At 61.4% G+C, this 16,218-nt stretch carries 16 protein-coding genes; 6 read left to right on the forward strand and 10 right to left on the reverse strand.

Annotated elements, in window-relative coordinates; all coding sequences use genetic code 11:
• Nucleotides 1–2: 2 nt before the first annotated feature.
• Together VH564_RS14140 and VH564_RS14145 are read right to left on the reverse strand one after the other, a co-directional pair.
• Nucleotides 3–917 (reverse strand): DnaJ C-terminal domain-containing protein, encoded by a 915-nt coding sequence (locus VH564_RS14140; protein ID WP_423340467.1) that lies wholly within the window; start codon nucleotides 915–917, stop codon nucleotides 3–5.
• A gap of 145 nt (nucleotides 918–1,062) precedes the next feature.
• Nucleotides 1,063–2,013 (reverse strand): oxidoreductase, encoded by a 951-nt coding sequence (locus tag VH564_RS14145; protein WP_423340468.1) that lies wholly within the window; start codon nucleotides 2,011–2,013, stop codon nucleotides 1,063–1,065.
• Nucleotides 2,014–2,193: 180 nt separating this feature from the next.
• Between VH564_RS14145 and VH564_RS14150 the strand changes: the two genes are divergently transcribed.
• The 3 genes from VH564_RS14150 (at nucleotide 2,194) to VH564_RS14160 (ending at nucleotide 4,665) form a co-directional block, all read left to right on the forward strand.
• A complete protein-coding gene (locus tag VH564_RS14150; RefSeq protein ID WP_423340469.1) occupies nucleotides 2,194–2,904 on the forward strand; it encodes a class I SAM-dependent methyltransferase in 711 nt (236 codons plus the stop codon).
• Nucleotides 2,904–3,533 carry a TetR family transcriptional regulator gene (locus VH564_RS14155; protein ID WP_423340470.1) on the forward strand — a complete coding sequence of 210 codons (630 nt, stop codon included), beginning with the start codon at nucleotides 2,904–2,906 and terminating at the stop codon, nucleotides 3,531–3,533. The genes VH564_RS14150 and VH564_RS14155 overlap by 1 nt, the downstream gene beginning before the upstream one ends.
• 253 nt (nucleotides 3,534–3,786) lie before the next feature.
• Complete coding sequence (locus tag VH564_RS14160) at nucleotides 3,787–4,665, forward strand: aldo/keto reductase (RefSeq protein ID WP_423340471.1); 879 nt, start codon at nucleotides 3,787–3,789, stop codon at nucleotides 4,663–4,665.
• Between the two features lie 414 nt (nucleotides 4,666–5,079).
• Here VH564_RS14160 and VH564_RS14165 read toward each other — a convergent pair whose 3' ends face one another.
• The gene (locus tag VH564_RS14165; protein ID WP_423340472.1) at nucleotides 5,080–5,463 is read right to left on the reverse strand and encodes a hypothetical protein; all 384 of its coding nucleotides are present in this window, start codon (nucleotides 5,461–5,463) and stop codon (nucleotides 5,080–5,082) included.
• Between the two features lie 239 nt (nucleotides 5,464–5,702).
• On the opposite strand from VH564_RS14165, the gene VH564_RS14170 reads away from it, so the two are divergent.
• The gene (locus VH564_RS14170; RefSeq protein WP_423340473.1) at nucleotides 5,703–6,953 is read left to right on the forward strand and encodes an NAD(P)/FAD-dependent oxidoreductase; all 1,251 of its coding nucleotides are present in this window, start codon (nucleotides 5,703–5,705) and stop codon (nucleotides 6,951–6,953) included.
• 106 nt (nucleotides 6,954–7,059) lie between these two features.
• A complete protein-coding gene (locus tag VH564_RS14175) occupies nucleotides 7,060–8,109 on the forward strand; it encodes a 4-hydroxyproline epimerase (protein WP_423340474.1) in 1,050 nt (349 codons plus the stop codon).
• 116 nt (nucleotides 8,110–8,225) lie between these two features.
• Here the strand turns inward: VH564_RS14175 and VH564_RS14180 are convergent, their stop codons facing one another.
• Nucleotides 8,226–9,152 carry a carbohydrate kinase family protein gene (locus tag VH564_RS14180; protein ID WP_423340475.1) on the reverse strand — a complete coding sequence of 309 codons (927 nt, stop codon included), beginning with the start codon at nucleotides 9,150–9,152 and terminating at the stop codon, nucleotides 8,226–8,228.
• 77 nt (nucleotides 9,153–9,229) lie between these two features.
• The gene (locus VH564_RS14185) at nucleotides 9,230–9,925 is read right to left on the reverse strand and encodes an orotate phosphoribosyltransferase (protein WP_423340476.1); all 696 of its coding nucleotides are present in this window, start codon (nucleotides 9,923–9,925) and stop codon (nucleotides 9,230–9,232) included.
• A gap of 342 nt (nucleotides 9,926–10,267) precedes the next feature.
• On the opposite strand from VH564_RS14185, the gene VH564_RS14190 reads away from it, so the two are divergent.
• Nucleotides 10,268–11,170, forward strand: a complete 903-nt coding sequence (locus VH564_RS14190) for a GGDEF domain-containing protein (protein ID WP_423340477.1) — start codon at nucleotides 10,268–10,270, stop codon at nucleotides 11,168–11,170.
• Here the strand turns inward: VH564_RS14190 and VH564_RS14195 are convergent.
• The 5 genes from VH564_RS14195 to VH564_RS14215 all read right to left on the reverse strand — a co-directional run bounded on the left by VH564_RS14195 (nucleotide 11,160) and on the right by VH564_RS14215 (nucleotide 16,119).
• Complete coding sequence (locus tag VH564_RS14195) at nucleotides 11,160–12,350, reverse strand: GGDEF domain-containing protein (protein WP_423340478.1); 1,191 nt, start codon at nucleotides 12,348–12,350, stop codon at nucleotides 11,160–11,162. The genes VH564_RS14190 and VH564_RS14195 overlap by 11 nt on opposite strands.
• Nucleotides 12,351–12,496: 146 nt before the next feature.
• On the reverse strand, nucleotides 12,497–13,546 hold the full coding sequence (gene pyrC / locus VH564_RS14200; RefSeq protein WP_423340479.1) for a dihydroorotase: 1,050 nt from the start codon (nucleotides 13,544–13,546) through the stop codon (nucleotides 12,497–12,499).
• A 101-nt stretch (nucleotides 13,547–13,647) separates the two neighbouring features.
• Nucleotides 13,648–14,274, reverse strand: coding sequence for a nucleoside triphosphate hydrolase (locus VH564_RS14205; RefSeq protein ID WP_423340480.1), 627 nt, complete (start codon nucleotides 14,272–14,274; stop codon nucleotides 13,648–13,650).
• A complete protein-coding gene (locus VH564_RS14210; protein ID WP_423340481.1) occupies nucleotides 14,271–15,053 on the reverse strand; it encodes an ATP-binding cassette domain-containing protein in 783 nt (260 codons plus the stop codon). Before VH564_RS14210 ends, VH564_RS14205 begins: the two co-directional genes overlap by 4 nt.
• 1 nt (nucleotide 15,054) lies before the next feature.
• On the reverse strand, nucleotides 15,055–16,119 hold the full coding sequence (locus tag VH564_RS14215) for an ABC transporter permease (RefSeq protein WP_423340482.1): 1,065 nt from the start codon (nucleotides 16,117–16,119) through the stop codon (nucleotides 15,055–15,057).
• Nucleotides 16,120–16,218 lie beyond the last annotated feature (99 nt).

Raw genomic sequence — 16,218 nt, forward strand, 5'->3', positions numbered from 1 at the left:
GTTCAGCCTCCCATGCTAGTCCTTGGTTCCTGCTTTTCTCCGGCCGCCCAGCTATTCACGAAGGCAGTCAGCTCGGCGTCGGCCGCATCCGGCAGCACGATCTTCAAGGTCACATAGGCGTCGCCATGCTCGCCGCCACGCTTCGGCACGCCTTTTCCCTTGAGCCGCATGACCTTGCCGGTGTTGGAGTTCGGCGACAGGGTGATGGCCACGGCACCTGATGGCGTGGGAACGCGCACCTTGCCGCCGAGCACAGCCTCCCGCAGGCTGATCGGCAGGTCGAAGCGGATATCGTCTCCGTCGCGGACATAGAACTTGTGCGGGCGCACCTTGATGTCGATCAACGCATCCCCGGCAGGCCCGCCGTTGATGCCCGGATCTCCCTTGCCACGCAGCCTCAGCGTCTGACCGTCGGCGGTGCCGGGCGGGATCTGCACGTCGAGCGACGGGCCATTCGGCAGGGTGACCTGGGTCTTCGTGCCATTGATGGCGTCGAGGAAATCGACCTCCATGGAAAAACGACGGTCCTGGCCCTTCATCTGCGCGCTCCCTTGGCCGCGGCGCGAAAAGAAGCTGGAAAAGATATCGTCGGCGCCGCCGAAATCGGCGAAGCCGCTGCTGTTCTGATAGGGGCCGCCGCGTCCTTCGCTGCCGGCATAGTCGCGGTAATATTGCCGTTGCTGCGCCTTCTCCCCGCCACCGGCATCGATTTCACCACGGTCGAAGCGGGCGCGCTGTTCTTCGTCGCCGAGAATGGCATAGGCGGCCGAGACCTCCTTGAATTTTTCTTCCGCTTGCTTGTTGCCCGGGTTGAGGTCCGGGTGCAGTTTCTTGGCAAGCTTGCGGTAGGCGCTCTGGATGTCCTTTTGCGCTGCGTCCCGCTTGACGCCGAGAAGCTGGTAGGGATCACCGCTCATGGATTTCTCCGTCTTCAAATCAATCTTGTCCGTCAAAACGGCGATGCGGCACGTTTTCCGGAGCTTTCGAATCACACATAGGCATTCGCGCCCTTATCCGCACCACTGAATGCCTTTTTTCCGCAGATGGCCAGCAGCTTGAAGGTCAGGCCTCCGGCGGAATTTGCAAGCGCATGCCTGTCAGCTCCTCAGACATGTCCCACAGCCTGCGCCAGGTGCTCCGGTCGAGGGCTCGGGCGGCGATCCGGGAGAGGGCGGGTTGCCCCTTCAGCTCGTAGAAGCCATCTGGCCCATACATCACGCCGCCGATCGCTTCCGGCGATGTGGCTGCAAACAATGTCGGCAACGCGCCGGCTGCCGCGGACTGGGAAAAGAAGGGTTGCAGCACAGCCGCGACCCTTTCCAGCGGTGAGATCTTGCCCTCGCGGCCAAACCGCGGGCCGGCGCTTTGCAAGCCAGTGACGGCATAGCCGGGGTGGGCGGCTATGCTGGTGAGGTTGAGGCTCTCGGCGATCGCCCGGCGCTCGAGCTCGAGGCTGAACATCAGCGTCGCCAGCTTCGACTGGCTATAGGCCTTCCACGGCGTATAGCCGCTTTTCAGCTGTAGATCATCGAAATGGATGCGGCCCGAACGATGCGCAATGCTGCTGATGGTGACGATCCGCGGTGCCGGCGCAGCGAGCACCTTTGCCATCAGGCGCATGGTCAGAGCGAAATGGCCGAGATAGTTCGAAGCGAGCTGCATCTCGAATCCATCGACCGTTTCATGGCGCGTCGGTATGGCCATGACCCCTGCATTGTTGATGAGCAGATCGATATGAGGCACCGCATCGACGATGCGTCCGGCAAGTTCCGCCACCGACGCGAGGCTCGAGAGGTCCAGATGTTCGAAGCGGACGGCGGCACCCGGATGATCTTCCCGTATCTTCGCAATCACCTCGCCACCCTTCACGAGGTTTCGCGAGGCGACGATGACCTCGGCTCCGGCAGCGGCCAGGGCCTTTGCGGTTTCGAAGCCGATGCCGCTGGTCGCTCCCGTGACCAGGGCGATGAGCCCTGTCTGGGAAGGGATCGTTGTGGCGCTGAAGCCGGCCATGCTGCCTCCGATGCGCGTTAAGGAACGAGACACCATAGATATTGCACTGGGTGCAAATTTACAATAGATACAGACATGCTTGTAGGTGACATCACGCAGCGCTGCATTGGTCTTGCATTTGACACACTCGACACCGCTCATCGCATCGGCTGTTCATGGCCCGTCGAATAGGATCCCTGAATGACCACACGTTCCGCCGCCTCCGACTTCAAGCAATTCTTCCGCCTGTGGATGAGCAATCCCATGCAGGTCTCGGCCATAGCCCCGTCGGGAGAGCGTCTGGCGCGCCTGATGACACGGGAGGTGGAAGCTCTTGATGAGCCTATTCTTGAGCTCGGTCCCGGCACAGGCGTCTTCACGAGGGCGCTTTTGAAACGAGGCGTGCGGGAATCGGATCTGACGCTGATCGAGTTCGGGGCCGAATTCGTCGATGTGCTGCACCTTCGGTTTCCGCTGGCGCGCGTGGTCCAGATGGATGCCGGCAGGATTGCCGAAGCGGGACTGTTCGATGACAAGCCGGTCGGTGCAGTGGTCAGCGGCCTGCCGCTGCTGTCCATGTCGCCGGCCCAGGTGAGCGCCATTCTGTCCGGCGCGTTCAGGGTGATGCGGCCGGGCGGCGCGTTCTACCAATTCACCTATGGGCCGCGCTGTCCGGCGCAGCGACGCATTCTCGACGAGCTCGGCCTGACAGCCAAGCGCATCGGCGGAACCGTCCGCAACCTGCCGCCAGCCAGCGTCTACCGAATTTCGCGCAAGACGGTGGCGGAGATTTCGATCGGCCGAGCCAACATCTCCCACAGGCGCTTTGGCGGCATGTGTGCCTCGCAAGTCCCTGAAATCCACGCAGACAGCGCAATTGGGGATGCCAAAGCTCTGGAAGCTGGACAATAGTGCCTGGCGAAAAAGACATTCACGGCGCGCGGGAAGGCAGGCGCGAACTCAAGCGTCGCCAGACCCGTGGCCGGATCGAGGATGCGGCAATGGCACTGTTCCTCGACCGTGGCTTCGACCAGACCACCATCGAAGAGATCACAGAAGCAGCCGATGTCTCGAAGCGAAGTTTCTTCGATTATTTTCCGAGCAAGGAAGACGTGGTCTCCGCCTGGCAGGACACCTTCGCAGACCATCTGGCCGAGGCGATCGCGGCTAGGCCAGGAGGCGAGCCGATGGCGCGGGTGGTCGAGGAGGCGCTGAGCGCAACGGTCGTGGCCGCCTTCAATCCCCAAAGCCTGGCTGTCAGCAAACTCATCCGCGCAACGCCGACGCTGAGCGCCCGCGATCAGCTGAAATACGCCAAACTCGAAAGCTGCCTGACGGCAGCCCTTCTGTCCAGATGCGCGGATGGTGAGACGGAGCGGCTTCGCGTTCGTCTCTTGTCGGCGGCGGTCATCGGAGCCATGCGTGTCGGGGGCGAGCAATGGCACCAGGCACCGCGGGGCACCACGCCCGAAGCCCTGTTTCGCAGCCTTTTTGCCGAACTCAAAGATGTCCTGTCCGCCTTTGGCAGTACCTCCGCCTGAAGTCCGCCTTCGGGTTGCGAGCCCTGGTGCATCATCCACGCCGCTCTCAATCCCGTGCGGCTCACGACAATTGGGTTGAAATGTACTTATCCTGGCGTGATCGGTTGCATCCGACGGTTGGCTTGCCCATCTCCTTCTAGGCTCGGATGCGACACAACTGTTCTTGTTCGGGCACAGAGTTTGGAGTTCGACGGCTGGAAACAGTGCTCGGCTCCCACGCATTCTGAATGAACAATTCAAGAAAGGGACGATCATGACCGAATTGAATGCATCCAAATCCGGAACCTTCAAGATTGGCGGCGATCTCACCGTCAACCGTCTGGGCTTCGGTGCCATGCGCATCACCGGCAAGGGCATCTGGGGCGATCCTGCCGACCGTGAGGAAAGCATCCGCACCCTGAAGCGACTGCCGGAACTCGGCGTCAACTTCATCGATACCGCCGACAGTTATGGCCCCGATGTCTCGGAGTTGCTGATCAAGGAAGCGCTGCACCCCTACGGCAAAATCGTTGTTGCCACGAAGGGTGGCCTGACCCGCACCGGGCCGGAGGTCTGGGTACCGGTCGGACGCCCGGAATACCTGATCCAGCAGGCACACAAGAGCCTGCGCAATCTCGGCGTCGATCAGATCGATCTATGGCAATTGCACCGGATCGATCCCAAGGTCCCGGCTAGTGAGCAGTTCGATGCCATCAAGTCGCTGCTCGACGACAAGATCATCCGTCATGCCGGTCTGAGTGAAGTTTCGGTGGCAGAGATCGAGGCCGCTTCGAAGGTCTTCAAGGTGTCGACCGTGCAGAACCGCTACAATCTGGTCGATCGCACCAGCGAAGAGGTTCTCGATTACTGCGAGAAGCACAATATCGGCTTCATCCCGTGGTTCCCGCTGGCAGCCGGCGATCTTGCCAAGCCGGGTTCGCTACTCGACACCATAGCCAAGCGTCACAACGCCGCGCCGAGCCAGATTGCGCTCGACTGGGTGCTGAAGCGTAGCCCGGTGATGCTGCCGATCCCCGGAACGTCAAAGGTCAAGCACTTGGAGGAAAACGTGGCGGCGGTGAATTTCAGTCTGTCGGACGAAGAGTTCAAGGCACTCGACGCCGAGGGCATAAAATTCTTCAAGGCGGCCTGAGCAGGAGGCGAGGTTGCGGCCCCGAGACCCAGCCGCGACCTCGCCTCAGATTGAGTTGATTGGTGGCGAAGCCACTAAAGACGCGAGTCAGAAGCCACTAAAGACGCGAGTCAATGGGCAAAGACCTGAAGAATGCGGCTGAGAAATAGGCGAATTGTCGCAGAGGCATGTTCTAATGAAGGCGCTAAGCCAATAGCGCTTATTTATTCATGCCGAAAACGCATTGCTGCAATGCAATAGCATGTATTTCCAATCTGGGCGGCAATGCGTATATCTCTCATCGAAGGCAGCGCACTCCTCCTCCCAGCGCTTCCTTCTTCGATCAGCAGCACTCCTCCTCCCAGTTGCTGATCTCTATTAAGAGCCCGATGCATCCTCCTCCCGCATCGGGCTCTTTTAGTTTGTTCTCTCAGTTCAGTCGCCGATGCGCGCCACGCCAGTCTGGCCGTTGTCGCGCGTCCATTTGACTTTATCGGCGCTGTCTCGCTCCAGCACGAAGCACATCGGGGCGCCATCGTACCAGGTCTTGAACTGCTGGCAGAGCTGGTTCGACTTGATCCACCACTTACCGACATCGTTCGGCTTGATGAACTTTCCGAGACCGACGGCCTGGCCATTGCCATCGACGGTACCGGATTTGTGGTAGGTGAGGGGCATCTCGCCGCCCAGGGGCGCGGCAAGGTAGATCGTGCGGCCGATGATGTCGCTGCGGATATCACTGTCCTTCAGCGCTTCGGCATGGGATGTCACGGGCACAAATGCGGCGAGCATTGTCAGTGCGGGGATCAAGGACTTCATCTTGGACCTCTGGTCAGTGAACACCCACTAGACTACGTGCGGAAGGCCCCATCGGTTTCACCGGTGGGCGAGAATCCGGCGCCTTCAACCGAAAAAGCGCGGTTCGATTTCCCTCATCTGTCCTCCATCTGGAAAAACCGCCGTTTGCTGCCGCAAAATCCATAGGCAGCGGGCCTTGCCTGCTATATCCCGATCGCTGATTTGCTGTTCGTTTCGCTGCCGCTCGGATATCCAAGCCCATGATGCAAGACACCAAAAAGACCACCATCGTAATCGGTGCCGGGATCGTCGGCGCAGCAACGGCCTTCGAGCTGCAGCGGCGCGGTCGGCAGGTAACGCTCATAGACAAGGGTGAACCGGGGCAGGGCACTTCGTTCGGCAACATGGCAAGCATTGCCCTGGATTTCGCCGCCGGGTCCGGGCCGTCGACCTGGCGCAAGATGCCCGGCTGGTTGCTCGATCCCGAAGGACCTGTCTGGCTTCGTCCGGCCTATGCGCCCAAAATCATTCCATGGTTCCTGCGCTTCCTCGCCGCCGGCCGGCCGTCCCGATTGCGCCAGATCGAGGATGCCGGCATGTCTCTCTCGGCCCCTGCGCTGGGCGATTTCCGTTCGATGCTCCAGGCGATCGGCGCACCCGAACTGATGACCGAGGAGGGTTGTCTGGCCATCTACGAGACGGAGGCGGAGTTTGCCGGCGACCGTGGCCATATCGAGATGATGCAGCGCTATGGCTTCGAGCATTCCGTGCTCGATAACGCCGGCATTCGCGATCTCGAGCCTTCGCTGTCGCCGCACATCGCCAAGGCGGTGCTGCTGCCGAACAACAAGTCGATCCGCAATCCCTATCACCTCGTGCTGAAGCTGGTGGATGCGGCCAAGGCTGCCGGCGCGGGCTTCGTCTCCGGCGCGGTCGTCACCATCGAGCGCAGGGCAGGGGGCGGCGTCACCGTCGTTCTTTCCGACGGCCGAAGGATCGAGGCTGACGACGCCGTGGTCGCTGCCGGCGTGCCGACGCGCGCCATTGCGAAATCGCTCGGTGAACCGATCCCGCTCGAGACGGAGCGCGGCTATCATACCCAGATCATGGCACCCGGCATCGAGATGCGTTATTCCGTCATCTGGCCGGCCCGTGCCTTCATGGTGACCCCGACAGCCGGCGGCATCCGGGTCGGCGGCAATGTGGAGCTCGCCGGCCTCGATGCGCCGCCGGATTATCGCCGCCCCCGCGTTCTCGTCCGCCACGCCCAGCGGGCGCTGCCGGGCCTCAAAGTGGAGGATGCCAAGGACTGGATGGGCCATCGACCGTCGCTGCCCGACACCATTCCGATTATATCGGCCTCGTCGCGCCTGCCCGGCGTCTGGTATGCCACCGGCCACGGTCATCTCGGGCTCACCTATTCGGCAACGACAGCACGATTGATAGCGGACATGATCGGCGGCATCACACCTTCTATCGACATGGCGCCGTTCCGCATCAACCGCTACTGAGACTACGCCGGCGTCCCTCGGCGCCGGCGATGCCTTGCAAAGAGTTCGGGCCGCGCATCGATACAGACGGCTGCCCCACAAGACACGTCCGATTGGAGACCATGGGATGAGATGGAAGCGTACGATCCAGCTACTGGATGTCCACTGCGAAGGTGAAATCGGCAAGGTTGCAATCGGCGGCGTGCCGAAGATCCCCGGCAATACGATTGCCGAGCAGCTTCACTGGATGAACACCGATCCCAAGGGCGAGGCGTTGCGCCGCTTCCTTGTCCTTGAACCGCGTGGCGCGCCGATCGGTTCGGTCAACCTGCTGCTGCCGGCAAAGCATCCGGATGCCGATGCGGGCTTCATCATCCTGCAGCCGGACCAGGCCCATGCCAGCTCCGGATCGAACTCGATTTGCGTGACCACCGCGCTGCTCGAATCCGGCATTGTCGACATGCAGGAGCCGGAAACCATCGTCACTCTCGACACGGCTGCCGGCCTGGTGCGGGCCGTTGCCACCTGCCGCGACGGACGCTGCGAGAAGGTTCGGCTGACCATGGTCCCGTCCTTCGTGCACGAGCTCGACGTCAAGCTCGACACGCCGGAGTGGGGTTCGATCAATCTCGACATCTGCTATGGCGGCATTTTCTATGCGCTGGTCGATGTCGGTCAGGTCGGCCTCACCATCGAGGCATCGAAGGCTGCCGACCTCGTCAAGGCCGGCATGATCCTGCGCGAGCGGATCAACCGGACGATGTCGGTCGTCCACCCGGAAATCCCGGCGATTTTGGGCGTTGCCTATGTCATGTTCCGGGATGTCGATGCCGATGGCGCCATCCGCACCTGCACGACGATGTGGCCCGGCCGCGTCGACCGCTCGCCTTGCGGTACCGGCAACTCTGCCAACCTGGCGACGCTGCACGCGCGCGGCAAGGCCAAGGTCGGCGATATCTTCAAATCGCGCTCGATCATCGGCTCCGAGTTTGAGGTTGGCCTCTCGGCGCTAACGGAGGTGGCCGGAAAACCGGCGATCATTCCGACGATCACCGGACGCGGCTTCACCTTCGGCCTTTCACAGGTCGCGCTCGATCCGTTCGATCCGCTGGCCGAAGGATTTGCACTCACAGACGTCTGGGGACCGTCGGCCGGCGAGATCGGAACGGGAAAGTAGCTTTCCCCTTCTCCCCTCGGGCAGAAGGTGCCCGAAGGGCGGATGAGGGCGCGCGTTCCCCCTCAATGCCTCGCAATCGTCATAACCTCCCCGACGGGAGCAGATAAACGCCGCGCTTACAGCCCGATTTCCCGAGCCCAGGGCGGGTTGGCGCCGGCTCGCGACACGGTGACTGCCGCGGCCTTTGCGCCGAGCGAGAGAGCATCGCGTAACGCCGCTTCGTCCAGCGAGGCGACCTGCGCCTTGGTCAGCAGCTTGTTCATCTTCAGCGAGGCAAGGATACCGGCATCGAAGGTGTCGCCGGCGCCGACCGTATCGACCACGGTGACGCGCTCGCTCGGCACGGTTACCTTGCGCGACTTGGTATAGCCGGTGGCACCCTCTGCGCCCTTGGTAATCACCACCAGCTTGGCGCCATGGTCCAGCCAATGCGCAGCCAGATGATCATGGTCGCCCTCCATGCCGAACCACTCCAGATCCTCGTCCGAGAACTTCAGAATGTCGGACATTGCCGCCATGCGCTTGATGCGGGCCATGTGCGAGGACTTGTCCTTGATGAAGCCGGGGCGGATATTGGGGTCGAGCGAGATCACGCGGCTGGCCTGCTCGCGCTTCATCAGCGCCTCGTAGGTGTCGCCGCAGGGGCTGGGGATCAGGCTGATGGCGCCGAAGTGGAGTGCCTCGCAGCTTGCGTCGAGTTGGGGAAGGTCGGCCTCGGTGATCATCCGGCCGGCCGTGCCCTCGTCGTAGAAGGCATAGGTCGCTTGACCGTTGACCAGCTTGACGAAGGCGATCGTGCTCGGGCGGGAAACGATGGCGCAGGGGCTGGAATCGACGTTGCTTGCTTTCAGCGTCTCGATCAGGATTTCGCCCAGCATGTCATCGGCAAGGCCGGTGAAGAAGGATGTCTCAACGCCGAGCCGGCCGAGCGCGATGGCGGTGTTGAAGATGGCGCCGCCGGCATAGGGAGCAAAGGCTTTTTCGCCCAGCGTCGTCTCCCGCGGCAACATGTCGATCAAAGCTTCGCCACAGCACAATATCATTCCGGCCTCCCAGAGAACGCGTCTCTTCTTTCCAGTGTCAAAAAACGGTTAGAGCGGTTTCATGCAAAAGCAAAGCGTCACTTCGCCGAAAGCTCGGTGATGCCGCCATGGGCGCCCGACCATTGCAGCGGCGCATCGAGAAATGCCTCGACTTCGGACAGCGTCTTCTCGTCGAACAGCTTCTGCGTCTTGGCGGCGGCAAGTACGTCTCGCCAGGTCGCGATATGATGGAAGCGCACCTTGCCGTCCGTAAAGCGCAATGCGCCCTCGTCAAAGATGCCGTAGTAGAAAAGCGCGATTGCGTGGTCGACGACGCCGCCAGCTGCCCGGATGGCGTCGATGAAGGTGAACATGCTGCCGCCAGCCGTCGTCAGGTCCTCGATGACGAGCACGCGCGCGCCATCAGGCATATGACCCTCGATCTGGGCGTTGCGGCCGTGGCCCTTCGGCTTCTTGCGGACATAGATCATCGGCAGGCCGAGCCGGTCGGCCAGCAGGGCTGCAAACGGGATGCCGGCCGTTTCGCCGCCGGCGATGCAGTCGAACCTCTCGAAGCCAGCATCGCGCGACAAGACGCTGGCGGCGAAGTCGATGACCGTCGAGCGGATGCGCGGATAGGAGAGGAGCTTGCGGCAGTCGATATAGACCGGGCTCGCCATTCCCGAGGCGAATTTATAGGGCGTCTCGGCGTTGAAGTGGACGGCCTTGATTTCCCAAAGCATCTTTGCCAGCAGTTCGGCCATCACGGCGCGGTCGGGAAATGTCATCTGCATCCTGCACTCTCCTGCGGCTTTGAAACGTTGCCTGCGGCATAGCAGCAAGGCGTTCGCGTTTCCAGAAGGATGCAGCGTTTCCGACGGAAAATGGTGCGCTACGACAGCCGCCAACCGAGGACGGAGCCGACACCGCCCGGCAAATTTGCATCCGGGGCTTATTCCGAGGTTTTCCCCATCCTATCGGGGCAGGAATAGTTGGAAAAAGCAGAACGCTTACAGGGCTTTGAGCCCCTCGGCGAGAATAGACCGTCGGCTTTATTAAAATGCGCGGCATTTCGTTAGGATTCGAGTTTCTATTTAGCCCGTAGTTTTCGCCGCAACGGCACGAAGGAGACTATGATGAATCTGCCACGATCCGCCGTCTTGGATAAATTCGGCTCGTCGCTGACACTCAAGATCTTTTCGATATGTTTCACCTCTACCCACCTGCCGCTGCTTGCCTTGGTCGCCTATCTGACCATCGGTTATAAGACATCCACCTTTCCCATCCTTATCGTCGCTGTCATGGCAACGCTTCTGGGCACGGCCTTTTGTCTATGGTCCGTCTGGCTGTTGTTGCGCCCCCTGCATGCGGTCACAAAGACCGTCCAGGCCTATCGGGAAAGCGGTGCTGTTCCGGCAATCTCCAGTCGGAGGAGCGACGAGATCGGCACCGTGGTCAACGCCATCTCCACGCTCATCGCCGAACTGCATGCGACGCTTTCGCAGCTGCGGCGCCAGGCGACGACCGATGTGCTGACAGGCCTCGGCAATCGCCGCTGGCTGCGTGACATCGGAACCAGCGAGCTGCAGCGGTCCGCGCGCGAAGGCGATGCGTTGAGCGTTATGGTGTTCGATCTCGACCATTTCAAAAAGATCAACGACGAACATGGACATGAGGTGGGCGATCAGGTGCTGGTTATGACCGGCGCCGTCATCCAGCACAACATGCGGCCCTACGACATCGCTGCGCGCATCGGCGGAGAGGAGTTCTGCATTTTGCTGCCGCGCACCGATATCGCTCAGGCGCTTAAGATTGCGGAACGCCTGCGCGGCGAACTTGCGGCCCGGGCCGTGGCCATGCTTCCGCCCGGTCGCGTGACCGCAAGTTTCGGCGTGTACCGCGGTGACCCGTCAAGGGAAACCCTGAAGGCAATGATGGTGGCGGCAGATCGAAAGCTCTACATGGCCAAGAACGCGGGCCGGAACACGGTTCATTGGGATGTTGCGGAAGCCTGCTCGCCGGAGCCGGTCAGGCGCTAGCGGTCCCGGACGCCGGGAGGCTCTTGTCGTTCGGCACGGCATGCAGATAGTCAGCGGTCTCGACGCGGTTCCGGCCGTTCCGCTTCGCCGTGTAGAGCGCCCTGTCGGCGGCGTGGACGATGGCGTCGAAGCTCGAAATCTCACTCGAACCGAACGCGATGCCCGCGCTCACCGTACATGTCAGGACCTTGCCTTCGAAAGCCAGTTCACGCGACGCAAAGGATTCGCGGATGCGGTCGGCAATCTGCTCGGCGCGGCCGGGCATGACATTGTCGAGAATGAGAGCGAACTCTTCACCGCCAAGGCGCGCCACGACATCGGCGCTGCGCAGGTTGGCAGTCAGTTCTTGCGCAAAAAGCTTAAGCATCCCGTCGCCCGCGGCGTGGCCATGGTCGTCGTTGACGGCCTTGAACCGGTCGATGTCGAAGATCACCGCCGCCATGACAGGCGTGAAGACACGGTTTCCGTAGATCGCGAACATGGCGCGGCGGTTCATCAGGCCGGTCAGAGGATCGGTCATGGCTTCCGCACGATGGATCGCGGCCTCTCTAGACTGATGAAGAGCCAGCGAAAGTGCACCAACCCCGGTCATGCCGGCGATGCTGGTCGCGAGGTTGAGATCTTCCGCCCAGCCGTCCGGCGCCTTGCCCAGAACCAGGCTGCCCTTGGAGATCAGGGCTACCGCGCAAAACACGAAGCTGACAGCCGTCAGTGAATAAAGAGCGGTCAAGCCGTTGAGCGCTGCGGGCGCCTCGGCTCGGCTGCGCCAATATTCGCGGGCAGTGGCAAAGAGCACCAGCGCGATTGCCAGGTTGTTGAAGATATAGGCCAGTCCGTCATACCCGATCATCATTGTCGGCACTGTCACACCGATACCGAAGACGCTGCCGACGATGAACCTTAGGCGCGAAAAACGGTGCTTACGAAATTGGTAGCCGGCTACCCAGATGATCGAAAAGCCGATGGAAAAGAGGATGAATGCCGCAATCGCGGGCGCCATGGTCGGTCGCTCCACATATGCACTGTAAGTAAAGATGCCGCCGATAACGAAACTTAGTCCGATCGTGCAGGTCAGCAGGAAGCTTTCCTTACGCCGCGTCATCCAACTGCCTAGCAGCGTCATGACGAGGCAAATCGATGAAATACCCAAGGCAACAAGCAAGGAATTATAGTCGAGCATCCTGCCGTCCCTTCCACGGTTCATCCGCAAAAACATTGCACCTGGGGAGTGTTAGCTCCACAGGAGTGAGGAAAAGGTTACTAAAAACAGCCAAATTGGGTGGATCGCGTCAACACTATAGAGATTAAGCGATGGCTTCTCGCCGTTTATTTCCCTGAATGAGCTTCCACATCCCAATGCAAAGGAAACATCGGATCGAATACAGTGACCGGACCGGCGCCGGTTTCGATCTTGTCGGGGAAGGATAGGGATTCGATCCGGCGGATCAGCGTCATCTGTTCCGCGTTCGGCTCAAGGCCGTACCAGGCCGGGCCGTTGAGAGAAGCGAAAGCCTCGAGCCTGTCGAGTGCACCCTCCTGCTCGAACACGTGGGCAAGGCAGCTCATCGTGTTGATCGAGGTGTAGATGCCGGCGCAGCCGCAGCCGCATTCCTTCAGCGGATCGACATGGGGAGCGGAATCGGTGCCGAGGAAGAAGCGGCCGTCGCCGCTGGTGGCCGCGGCCCGCAGCGCCAGCCGATGGCTTTCGCGCTTGGCGACCGGCAGGCAGTAATAATGCGGCCGGATGCCGCCGACCAGGATGGCATTGCGGTTGATGATCAGGTGGTGGGTGGTGATGGTGCCGGCGAGATTGCTGGCCGACTTGATGTAATCGACGCCGTCGGAGGTCGTCACGTGCTCCATCGTTACCTTGAGTTCCGGCAGGCGCCGGCGCAGGGGATCGAGCACCGTCTCGATGAACACCGCCTCGCGATCGAAGATATCGACATCGGCATCCGTCACCTCGCCATGGACGCAGAGCGGCAGCCCGATCTTGGCCATCCGCTCCAGCACTGGCATCGCCTTGTCCATATCGCGCACGCCGCCGTGGGAATTGGTGGTCGCACCGGCGGGGTAGAGCTTCACGGCGGTGATGAGGCCGCTGGACTTGCCTTCCTCGACGTCGTCCGGGTTGGTATGCTCGGTGAGATAGAGTGTCATCAGCGGCTGGAACACATCGCCTTGCGGCAAGGCCGCCATGATCCGCTCGCGATAGGCGCGCGCATCGGCCGTGGTCACGACAGGCGGCACGAGGTTGGGCATGATGATGGCGCGGGCAAAGTGGCGGCTGGTGTCGCCGATCACGCCCTCGAGCATCGCGCCATCGCGCAGGTGCAGATGCCAGTCGTCGGGGCGGCGGATGGTAAGCTTTTGCATGGGTGTCTCCCGGCGGCGATCTGATGAGGTCGCGCCGGGATATCATTCATGGACGGCCAATGACAACCGTCTTCATCGTGGTGCACGGGTACGTTATCTGCTTAGGCGATGGCCAATGTGATGTCGGCAGGTCGCCTGTTCTCAAGGATCAGCCGGCCGTTCGGCAGATCGTTTTCGTAGACCTTGGCATGGGCTTCTTCTTCGCTGAGCTTGTAGCCGCGCCAGCGCGCCCAGAGGCGTTCCTCGAGCACTTCGATCGGGGGTGCCATCATGATCGAAAAGTCGAACATGCCCTCGAGCTCAGCCCATTTGCCCTTGCTGAACAAAAGATAATTGCCCTCGACGATGATGAAGCGATGGTCCGGCGAGACGACCCGGGCCGATGCGATCGCCAATTCACGGGACCGGTCGAACACCGGAACAAGCACTTCCTGGTCGCCCGGCCGCACCGCCTTGACGATGTCGAGGAAAGCACGGACGTCAAACGTTTCCGGAATGCCCTTCCGCGCAAGCTGGCCGCGGGCAATCAGGATGGCATTGTCCATGTGGAAGCCGTCCATCGGCATGACTTCGGCGCTCTCGCCCTTGGCCTTCAGCGCCTCGGCGAGATTGTCTGATAGCGTCGACTTGCCGGCCCCGGGGGGGCCGGCGATGGCAACCATGAAGCGCTTGACCGTGCCGGCCTTGGCAATGATCTGGCCGGCCATGTCCTCGACTGTCACGCTCATGCAGCGACCGTCTCTGCGGAAACGGTCTTGGCGCCTGTCATGAATGCGACGGCGTCGGACATCGAGTACTCCTTCGGGTTGATGACCGTCAGCCGCTTGCCGAGGCGGTGGATATGGATGCGGTCGGCAACTTCGAAGACATGCGGCATGTTATGCGAGATCAGCACGATCGGAATGCCGCGCGAGCGCACGTCGAGGATCAGTTCGAGAACGCGACGGCTTTCCTTGACGCCGAGCGCTGCGGTCGGCTCATCGAGGATGATCACCTTCGAGCCGAAGGCCGCGGCGCGCGCCACGGCGACGCCCTGGCGCTGGCCGCCGGAGAGGGTCTCGACGGTCTGGTTGATGTTCTGGATCGTCATCAGCCCGAGTTCGGAGAGCTTGTCGCGGGCCTTCGCTTCCATGGCTGGCCGGTCGAGCATGCGGAACACGCTGCCGAGCACGCCGGGCTTGCGGATTTCCCGGCCGAGGAACATGTTGTCGGCGATCGACAGCGCCGGCGACAGGGCCAGGTTCTGGTAGACGGTCTCGATGCCGGCTTCACGGGCTTCCAGCGGCGACTTGAACTGCACCGTCCGGCCTTCGAGCTTGATCTCGCCTTCGTCGGCCTGGACGGCACCGGATATGGCCTTGATCAGCGAAGATTTGCCGGCGCCGTTGTCGCCGATGACCGCCAGAATTTCGCCCGGATAAAGGTCGAAATCGGCATGGTCGAGTGCGGTCACGCGGCCATAGCGCTTGACCAGTCCGCGGGCGGTGAGGATGGGTTCGATAGACATGTTACACCGAAACCTTTCTGATCCACTGATCGATGGCGACAGCGGCGATGATGAGGACGCCGGTCAGGAGAACTTTCCACTGCGGATCAGCACCCATCATGTTGAGGCCCATCGAGACGACGCCGACGATCATTGCGCCGAAGAGGGTCCCGAGGATGGAGCCGCGTCCGCCGAAGAGCGAGATGCCGCCGATAACAGTTGCTGTGATCGCCTGCAGATTAAAGTCGGTAACCGCCGAGGAAGGGGAAACCGAGCCATTGCGGCCGATCGATACCCAGGCGGCAAGGCCTGCGATCGCACCGGATATGGCGTAGACGGTCAGAAGAACCTTCTTGGTCTGGATGCCGGCAAGCTTTGCAGCTTCGGGATCGTCACCGACCGCGTAGACGTGGCGGCCCCAGGCGGTGTGGTTCAAGACATACCAGAGCAGGATCACCAGCAGAACCATGGCGACAACGCCGAGGGTCAGGACCGCGCTGCCGAGCTTGAAGCTGACGGCAAAGAGATGGAGCAGCGGCGCCTTGTCCTCGACGTCCGTGTCGCGGATCGTCTCGTTGGCCGAATAGATGAAATTCGTGGCCATCACGATATTCCAGGTGCCGAGCGTCACGATAAAGGGCGGAAGCTTCATGTAGGCGACGAGGAAGCCGTTGAGCAGGCCGCAGACCCCGCCGGCCAGCATGCCCGCAACCACGGCGATGGGTGTCGGCAGGCCGTAGGTAATGGCGACATTGCCCATGATGACAGAGGAAATCACCATGATGACGCCGATGGAAAGGTCGATACCCGCCGTCAGGATCACCAGGGTCTGCGCCGCGCCGAGAATGCCGACGATGGCGATCTGCTGCAGGATGAGCGTCAGGGTGTAGGACGAGAAGAAGCGTCCGCCGATCGCCAGTCCGAAGACCGCGATGGCAAGCACAAGGACGATCAGCGGCACGGCCGCAGGCGTCGAATGCAGGAAGTGCTGGGCGCGCTTCAAGGGTGACATTTTCTCGTTCTCGAAGGAGACGACATTCTTGTCGCTCTCATCGAGAACACGTTCGAATTCCTGTGCTCCGGTCATATTTCCTCCTCTGCGCGCCAGACGGCGCAGAAAGCTTCACCAATGTCTCCGGGCATAATGCCGGCAGGCGGCGAACGTGCGTTAGTTTAAGAAATTCCG

This window comes from Rhizobium sp. HT1-10, assembly GCF_049472505.1.
Classification (GTDB): Bacteria; Pseudomonadota; Alphaproteobacteria; order Rhizobiales; family Rhizobiaceae; genus Rhizobium.

Bases quoted from the DNA above. Each gene is read 5' to 3' on its own strand.
- VH564_RS14140 (WP_423340467.1), bottom strand. From the start codon at position 917: ATGAGCGGTGATCCCTACCAGCTTCTCGGCGTCAAGCGGGACGCAGCG.
- VH564_RS14145 (WP_423340468.1), bottom strand. From the start codon at position 2,013: ATGGCCGGCTTCAGCGCCACAACGATCCCTTCCCAGACAGGGCTCATC.
- VH564_RS14150 (WP_423340469.1), top strand. From the start codon at position 2,194: ATGACCACACGTTCCGCCGCCTCCGACTTCAAGCAATTCTTCCGCCTG.
- VH564_RS14160 (WP_423340471.1), top strand. From the start codon at position 3,787: ATGACCGAATTGAATGCATCCAAATCCGGAACCTTCAAGATTGGCGGC.
- VH564_RS14165 (WP_423340472.1), bottom strand. From the start codon at position 5,463: ATGAAGTCCTTGATCCCCGCACTGACAATGCTCGCCGCATTTGTGCCC.
- VH564_RS14170 (WP_423340473.1), top strand. From the start codon at position 5,703: ATGATGCAAGACACCAAAAAGACCACCATCGTAATCGGTGCCGGGATC.
- VH564_RS14175 (WP_423340474.1), top strand. From the start codon at position 7,060: ATGAGATGGAAGCGTACGATCCAGCTACTGGATGTCCACTGCGAAGGT.
- VH564_RS14180 (WP_423340475.1), bottom strand. From the start codon at position 9,152: ATGATATTGTGCTGTGGCGAAGCTTTGATCGACATGTTGCCGCGGGAG.
- VH564_RS14185 (WP_423340476.1), bottom strand. From the start codon at position 9,925: ATGCAGATGACATTTCCCGACCGCGCCGTGATGGCCGAACTGCTGGCA.
- VH564_RS14190 (WP_423340477.1), top strand. From the start codon at position 10,268: ATGAATCTGCCACGATCCGCCGTCTTGGATAAATTCGGCTCGTCGCTG.
- VH564_RS14195 (WP_423340478.1), bottom strand. From the start codon at position 12,350: ATGCTCGACTATAATTCCTTGCTTGTTGCCTTGGGTATTTCATCGATT.
- pyrC (WP_423340479.1), bottom strand. From the start codon at position 13,546: ATGCAAAAGCTTACCATCCGCCGCCCCGACGACTGGCATCTGCACCTG.
- VH564_RS14205 (WP_423340480.1), bottom strand. From the start codon at position 14,274: ATGAGCGTGACAGTCGAGGACATGGCCGGCCAGATCATTGCCAAGGCC.
- VH564_RS14210 (WP_423340481.1), bottom strand. From the start codon at position 15,053: ATGTCTATCGAACCCATCCTCACCGCCCGCGGACTGGTCAAGCGCTAT.
- VH564_RS14215 (WP_423340482.1), bottom strand. From the start codon at position 16,119: ATGACCGGAGCACAGGAATTCGAACGTGTTCTCGATGAGAGCGACAAG.